Here is a 6,617-nt window from a genome sequence, read left to right as displayed (position 1 = left end):
GTTTTCTGCCGCCTGAGGATGAGAGGGGTTATTTATATTTAAGGAGGCAGACAAATGGAAAAAGGATCGATGTCCACGGGCCGCTCGCATCAACATTCTCAGGATTGGATAACGGGTTCGGAGGCTCTTTTGCGAGGCTTGCTATTGGAAGGGGTCGAATGTGTGTTCGGGTATCCGGGAGGCAATGTCCTTTACATCTATGATGCAATGGTCGGTAATCCGGATTTTAAACACATTCTGACCCGACATGAGCAAGGGGCTATCCATGCGGCGGACGGTTATGCTCGATCGACAGGAAAAGTTGGAGTGTGTATCGCCACCTCCGGTCCGGGAGCGACCAATTTAGTGACCGGAATAGCGACGGCCTATGCCGATTCCGTACCGCTTGTGATTATTACCGGGAATGTTCCGACAACAGTCATGGGCACGGATGCATTTCAGGAAGCGGATATCATTAGTATTACAATGTCGATAACGAAACACAGCTACTTGGTTCGTGACGTACGCGACCTTCCGCGTATCATCCATGAAGCATTTCATATTGCCGGAACCGGAAGAAAAGGTCCGGTGTTGATCGATATCCCCAAGGACGTGTCCAATCAAAACATGCTGTTTCATCCATCCGACAATATCAATTTACGCGGTTACCAGGCGGATCCGAGCCCTAACCGAACAGAGATAGATAGGTTGATTCAGGCAATTGCGGAATCCGAAAGACCGGTCATTATAGCTGGAGGCGGGGTGGTTTATTCCAATGCATCAAATGAGCTGCTCGAGTTTGTGGATAAAACAAACATACCGGTGACTACGACATTGCTCGGTTTGGGCGGCTTCCCGAGTGCCCATAGCCTCTGGCTGGGAATGCCGGGCCACCATGGTACGTATGCGGCGAATACGGCTATCCAAAACGCCGATCTGATTATTTCCATCGGTTCGCGGTTCGATGACCGGGTCACGATGAAATCGGATGGTTTTGCTCCACATGCCAAAAGGATCGCCCATATCGATATCGATCCGGCTGAAATTGGCAAGAACATCGATACGGATATTGCATGTATCGGCGATATAAAGGCTGTACTGGAATATGCGAATACGAAAGCGGTGCCCTCCCGTTCCAGTAGCTGGATCCATACCGTACAGGAAAATAAAGTAAAGCATCCATTGCGGTACAAAGATTCCGATACGGAGCTGAAACCGCAATATGTTCTTGAGATGATCCATGAGACAACCCAAGGAGATGCGATTATTACCACTGACGTAGGTCAGCACCAGATGTGGGTTGCCCAATTTTATAAATTTAAACACCCCCGCTCGCTCATCACTTCCGGAGGTCTCGGAACAATGGGATTCGGGTTCCCGTCTGCCATAGGCGCTCAGACCGGAAATCCGGACCGTCTAGTGATTTCGGTAAATGGTGACGGGGGCATGCAGATGTGTGCGCAAGAGATGGCTATTTGTGCCATTCATAATATTCCTGTCAAAATTGTCGTCATTAACAATCAAGTGTTGGGCATGGTGAAACAACAGCAGGAACTCATTTACGGGAACCGCTACAGCCACATCGACCTTGCGGGAAGCCCCGATTTCGTAAAGCTGGCTGGAGCTTACGGAATTAAGGGATTAAGAGCAAGCACAAAAGCAGAGGCTGCCCTTATTTGGCAGGAGGCTATGAACACACCCGGACCTGTACTTGTCGAGTTTGTTGTGCCGAAAGAGGAGAATGTATATCCCATGGTTCTCGCTGGAACAACATTAGATCAAATGATAATGGGGGATTTCGAATGAGTTTGGATGACTTATCAAGAATTGTTCCATTAAGATGACTTGTACGCCAAGTTTATCGCGTTTTTACAATACCGTATTTCATGACTTTGATAAATTGGGCATAGGAAACCTTTGTACTAACGGGTTCGCCACAATTTGAACGGAAAGGTAGTGAGTGGGACAATGCGACTGTCGCAAATCAGATTGCTGGTGAAAGATTTTCAAAAAAGTGTAGCGTTCTACAGGGACGTGATGGAGATTCCAATGGGATTTGTTGCAGAGGAGATGCAGTTCGCATCGTTTAATACCGGTGAAACCAAAATCGAAATATTTTCTCGCAATAGTATGGCTGAAGTGATCGATGAAAACTATTTTCCGGCCGGCGCAGAAACACAATCGAAATTCTTACTCACATTTGCAGCGGATGAAGTCGATGAGGTTTGCGCCCGTTTGAAAGATAAAGGGGTGGTGCTCCTTAACGAACCTCATGATCGGCAAGCTTGGAACGCAAGGGTTGCTCATTTGCGCGATCCCGACGGCAATGTGATCGAACTGTATAAACACCCGCTTTAAAGGCCTTTGTCCGGCTTAAGCTCAAATAATAATTTGGTGTAGATATCCGGGGATTTTCCTACGATAGATTTGAAATCTTTAATGAAATGAGCTTGATCGTAATAGCCGAGATCCAAAGCAAGTCTCGACCAGTCGTGAATATCGCCGTCGGCCATTTTTTCTACCGCTTCGTGAAGTCGGTAGCGTTGAATGATCCATTTGGGGCTAATCCCCACATACTGGCGGAATAATGTTTGAAACTGCCTCTTCTGAATAGGAAAGCGGAGCACAATATCATCCACTTTAACGATACTTCTATCGGAGATAATACTTTGTACGATTGTATTAATGAAATCGACATTGGCGTCTGGCTCAGGAAGCCGTTCCCGGATAAAAGATTCTGCAAGAGGAATCATCTGTTCTGCGGTTTCCTGGGCAAAAAGCCGTTGTTCCAACGCTTGACTGCTCATTCCGAAGGCTTCGTGGAAAGGCACGATGCGGTCCGTTATGGATGAAACGGAATTTTTCAGAAAAGGATAATAGGCTCCAGGCCGGAATTTGACGCCGAAAACTGCTCCTTGTTCCTGGAGAAGCACAGAAAATCTCCCTTTGACAACTCCCACAATTCGCGAGTTGTCTCTTTCAAACACTAGATGAACGGAAGGATGAGGCAAAGTTTCTTGAAGGTGAGGCTCCTGCCCCCGAAGATCCCAACGGACAACCCAGTAATGCTCAATCAAATGGATGAGATCGGCGGAGGGCGAGTACCGGGAAACTGTAAACTTGGGATTTTCCTTATTTACATTTAACAGTCCAACAGGTTTGCCTGGTTTCGATTGCATTGAAGGTCACTCCAGTATGGAACAGTTTAGAAGTATGGTTACGGATATTATAACATAGCTGCAGTAAGGAGAACGCGCATGGAGATTCAAATCAAGCTTGCTTCTTACGAAGAAAAGTCAATACTGCGCAATTTGATGGAGCTGGAGCAATGCGATTACAGTGAATACGACGGCTATGATGTCGATGAGCATGGCCTATACGGATACAAGTTTTTGGACCATTACTGGACGGAGCCGGACCGTTATCCGTTTCTGGTTCGTGCTTCCGGCAAGCTTGCCGGCTTCGCTCTGGTCCGGGTGTACGACAAGCGACCCGACAACAGCAATGTATACTCGATCTTTCCGGACATCGGTCGCGGCGCCGTATGCGAACAGCGGCTTCAAGCCGCATGGCGAAAAAGAAAATATGTTGGAGCTGGAATTGGAAGTTACGCGATGTTCGGCAAGGCAGCAAGGCGCTCCCGGCTTAGGGGGGCGTATTACGCCTCCACAAAAATGTAAGCGTTTTAAAAAAAGTGCAAAACATTGGACCGAAATGGTAAAGCTTGCAGCAAACATGTTGGTTTATGATGAATTTATGATTTCCAAAAAAGGTTGAAATGGGGGGGCGGAAATAGTGCGGCAGAAGCTTTACTCCTAACGCATTTGGACTGGACGGGTTTTCTTTCAAACGGAAACAACACCGTTTTTAAGTTCATAAATTATGAATAAGAAGGAGTGGCTTGCATGAATGGGAGTCGAAAGGTTGCATTAGCGGCTTTGGCCCTGCAAATGGCGCTCGCGGTCGGCTGTTCAGGGGGACAAACGGCGGGAACGAGCGAGCAGCCGGACAAGTCGAATGAGCCCGCATCCAAAGCGAATTCTCCGGACCCTGTCAAACTGAAGCTGCAGCCGGTCGGAGCCGGCTATTTGTACGAAGAAGATTTTCAAATGCTGATCGCTGAACCGTTGAAGAAAAAGTATCCACACATTACGGTCGAGTACGTCGTTCCCGGCAAAGGGACGATGATCGATGATCTGGTTGCGGCGAAGACGGTGCCGGACTTGCTTCTATACGGGATCGGCAACTATACGCAATATCGCGATCTCGGCATTCTGACCGATATTACGCCGCTATTGAAGAAGCAGAAAATAGACTTGAGCCGATTCAAGCCGTGGGTGCTTGAAAACATCAAAGTGGACGGCAAGCTGTACAGTTTGCCGTACGCGATGAATACGAACGCGATTTATTATAATCTCGACCTGTTCGACAAGTTCGGCGTTCCGTATCCGAAGAGCGGCATGTCTTGGGACGATATCATCGAGGTGACGAAACGGTTAAGTCGATCCGACAATGGCGTCCAGTATAAAGGGTTCATGTACTTGAACACCTATTGGCTCGGCTATCAATTGTCGTTGCCGTTTACGGATCCGACGAAAAAGAAGGCGGCGATCACTACAGACGCTTGGAGCCGTGTCTTCCAAATGATGAAAGCGATCGACACCCTTCCCGGCAACGAGCGCGGCAGCCCGGTTGCCGACTTTTACGACAAGCGCATCTTGGCGATGGTCGGAGCCTACAACCTCGTACCGACGCTCAAGCAAGAAAAGTACCAGACGCTGCGTTGGGACGTCGCCGGGTACCCGAGCTTCAAGGAAAAGCCGAATACGGCCCCGCCGGTGGATTTGCACCAGATCACGATTTCTAACAGCACGAAACATCCGGACGAAGCGATGCTCGTCATGGATATGTTGACGTCGGAAGAAATGCAGCTGATCAGCGCTCGCCGCACCGGACGCGCGTCACCGTTGTTGAGCAAGCGGGTCGAGCAGGAGCTGGGCGCCGAAATGGAGCTCATTAAAGGGAAAAACGTAACCGCATTTTTCGAAACGCAGCCGGCGCCGAACGTGATGTTTGCTAACGAGGACATTGCGGTTCAGAAAAGCATCGACAAGTTCTATAAGGATTACAGCAGCGGTTCGATTGATGTAAACGTGCTTATGCAAAAAATTGGGGAAGATGCGAACCAGGCGATCAGCGCTTTGCAAAACAAATAATCGCGGAGGAAAAAGGCTGCGCTCCCAAACTGAGAGCAAGACCTTATAGAAAGACCAAACACTTTGCAGAATGTCCCTTCTGTAAAGTATTCAAGGATTATTATTTGCCTGGAAACGTCCGCTCGGCGATTTTCAATGAAAAATAAGAAAACCAAGTCCGTGTAAAAACGGACTTAAAACTGAACACCTATCATTGGTGTTTTATTTTTTTCTAAACGAAGAAGATGGATACAGTTAAATAGCCGGTGACCCTTAATCTGTTTATTTATAAATAGAACTAGAACTTTACTAACAAAACCTGTTGTCGACTGGTGCGAATTCCCCTATAATTTTTTTATTGACAACCAGGAGGATACATATGGAAGATTTGATGGAGTCCGAAATCGCGACCGCCCTTATTAGTGCCGTGATTGCAGGCGTGGTAGGGCTTTTGATCGGGAAATTGAAGTCGTCTAAGGAGAAAAGGGGACGTTCGCCGATTTGGTTGAGTGCAGTGTTGTTCGTGGTCGTTTTGATCGGGATGCTCTATGTTGGTGCGCAGCCGGACGAAACAGATTACATGGACGGGGGCAACAAACAGGTTGCGGCGACGACGATGAGTACCCCGTATGTACGTGCTGAAGGGGAAATGGTAGTGCACTACATCAACGTCGGGCAGGGAGCATCACAGCTTCTAGTTGGTCCGACGGGGAAAACGATGTTGGTCGACGCGGGCAACAACGATAAAGAAGACATGATGGTCGCCTACTTGCAGCGGGCAGGCATCGAAAAGATTGACATTTTGGTTGGCACCCACCCGGATGCGGATCATATCGGTGGCTTGGATGCGGTCATCAATCAATTTGACGTTGGGCAATTTTATATGCCGCAGGTGCAGTCCAATACGAAGACGTTCGAGGACGTCTTGCTTGCAGCGAAGAAAAAAGGAATCAAAGTCAACACCGCCAAGGCGGAGGTTACCTTAAAGTGGGATCAGGGCACGACCGTCCAAATGGTTGCTCCGATCGGCGACTATAAAGACACGAACGAGATGAGCGCGGTGATTCGTGTGGCGTATGGGGAAACGTCGTTTTTGTTGACAGGGGACGCTGAAACGAAGAGTGAAGCAGATCTCGTGACTAGCAGCACGATGCTAAAAGCAGATGTACTGCTCATTGGGCACCATGGCTCCAATTCTTCGACGAGCGATCCTTTCCTGGAGCGTGTCAACCCAAGGTATGCGGTCATCCAATCCGGTAAAAATAAATACGGACACCCGACGCCGGAAATTCTTGCGAAGCTGGCGAACAAGAACATTACGCTGTTTCGCAACGATATGGTAGGCAACATCGTGTTTGTATCGAACGGCAAGACGTTGGACGTCAAACTCGATCCGTGGGAATATGCGAAGGGAAGAACGAAATAGGACCGATAGAGGTGAAG

General features: G+C 48.4%; 6 protein-coding genes. 5 read left to right on the top strand and 1 reads right to left on the bottom strand.

Features of this window, described 5'->3' with window-relative positions:
- The first annotated feature begins 54 nt into the window (after window positions 1–54).
- Entirely contained in the window at window positions 55–1,785 is a 1,731-nt protein-coding gene (ilvB, locus tag FE784_RS34545) for a biosynthetic-type acetolactate synthase large subunit (RefSeq protein ID WP_139606807.1), read from the top strand.
- 162 nt (window positions 1,786–1,947) lie between these two features.
- On the top strand, window positions 1,948–2,337 hold the full coding sequence (locus FE784_RS34540; protein WP_139606806.1) for a VOC family protein: 390 nt from the start codon (window positions 1,948–1,950) through the stop codon (window positions 2,335–2,337).
- Here the strand turns inward: FE784_RS34540 and FE784_RS34535 are convergent.
- Window positions 2,334–3,158, bottom strand: coding sequence for a helix-turn-helix domain-containing protein (locus FE784_RS34535; RefSeq protein WP_139606805.1), 825 nt, complete (start codon window positions 3,156–3,158; stop codon window positions 2,334–2,336). The two genes, FE784_RS34540 and FE784_RS34535, sit on opposite strands and share 4 nt — an antisense overlap.
- Before the next feature lie 78 nt (window positions 3,159–3,236).
- Between FE784_RS34535 and FE784_RS34530 the strand changes: the two genes are divergently transcribed.
- From FE784_RS34530 to FE784_RS34520, 3 genes are all read left to right on the top strand, one after another.
- The gene (locus tag FE784_RS34530; RefSeq protein WP_139606804.1) at window positions 3,237–3,659 is read left to right on the top strand and encodes a hypothetical protein; all 423 of its coding nucleotides are present in this window, start codon (window positions 3,237–3,239) and stop codon (window positions 3,657–3,659) included.
- Between the two features lie 225 nt (window positions 3,660–3,884).
- Window positions 3,885–5,195, top strand: coding sequence for an ABC transporter substrate-binding protein (locus FE784_RS34525; protein ID WP_139606803.1), 1,311 nt, complete (start codon window positions 3,885–3,887; stop codon window positions 5,193–5,195).
- A gap of 358 nt (window positions 5,196–5,553) precedes the next feature.
- Complete coding sequence (locus FE784_RS34520; RefSeq protein ID WP_139606802.1) at window positions 5,554–6,600, top strand: ComEC/Rec2 family competence protein; 1,047 nt, start codon at window positions 5,554–5,556, stop codon at window positions 6,598–6,600.
- Window positions 6,601–6,617 lie beyond the last annotated feature (17 nt).

The sequence above is a fragment of the Paenibacillus hemerocallicola genome (assembly GCF_006265175.1).
Lineage (GTDB): Bacteria > Bacillota > Bacilli > Paenibacillales > NBRC-103111 > Paenibacillus_AB > Paenibacillus_AB hemerocallicola.
The sequence above is the reverse complement of the archived record's forward strand: the minus strand, read 5'-3'. Positions and strand labels throughout refer to the sequence as shown.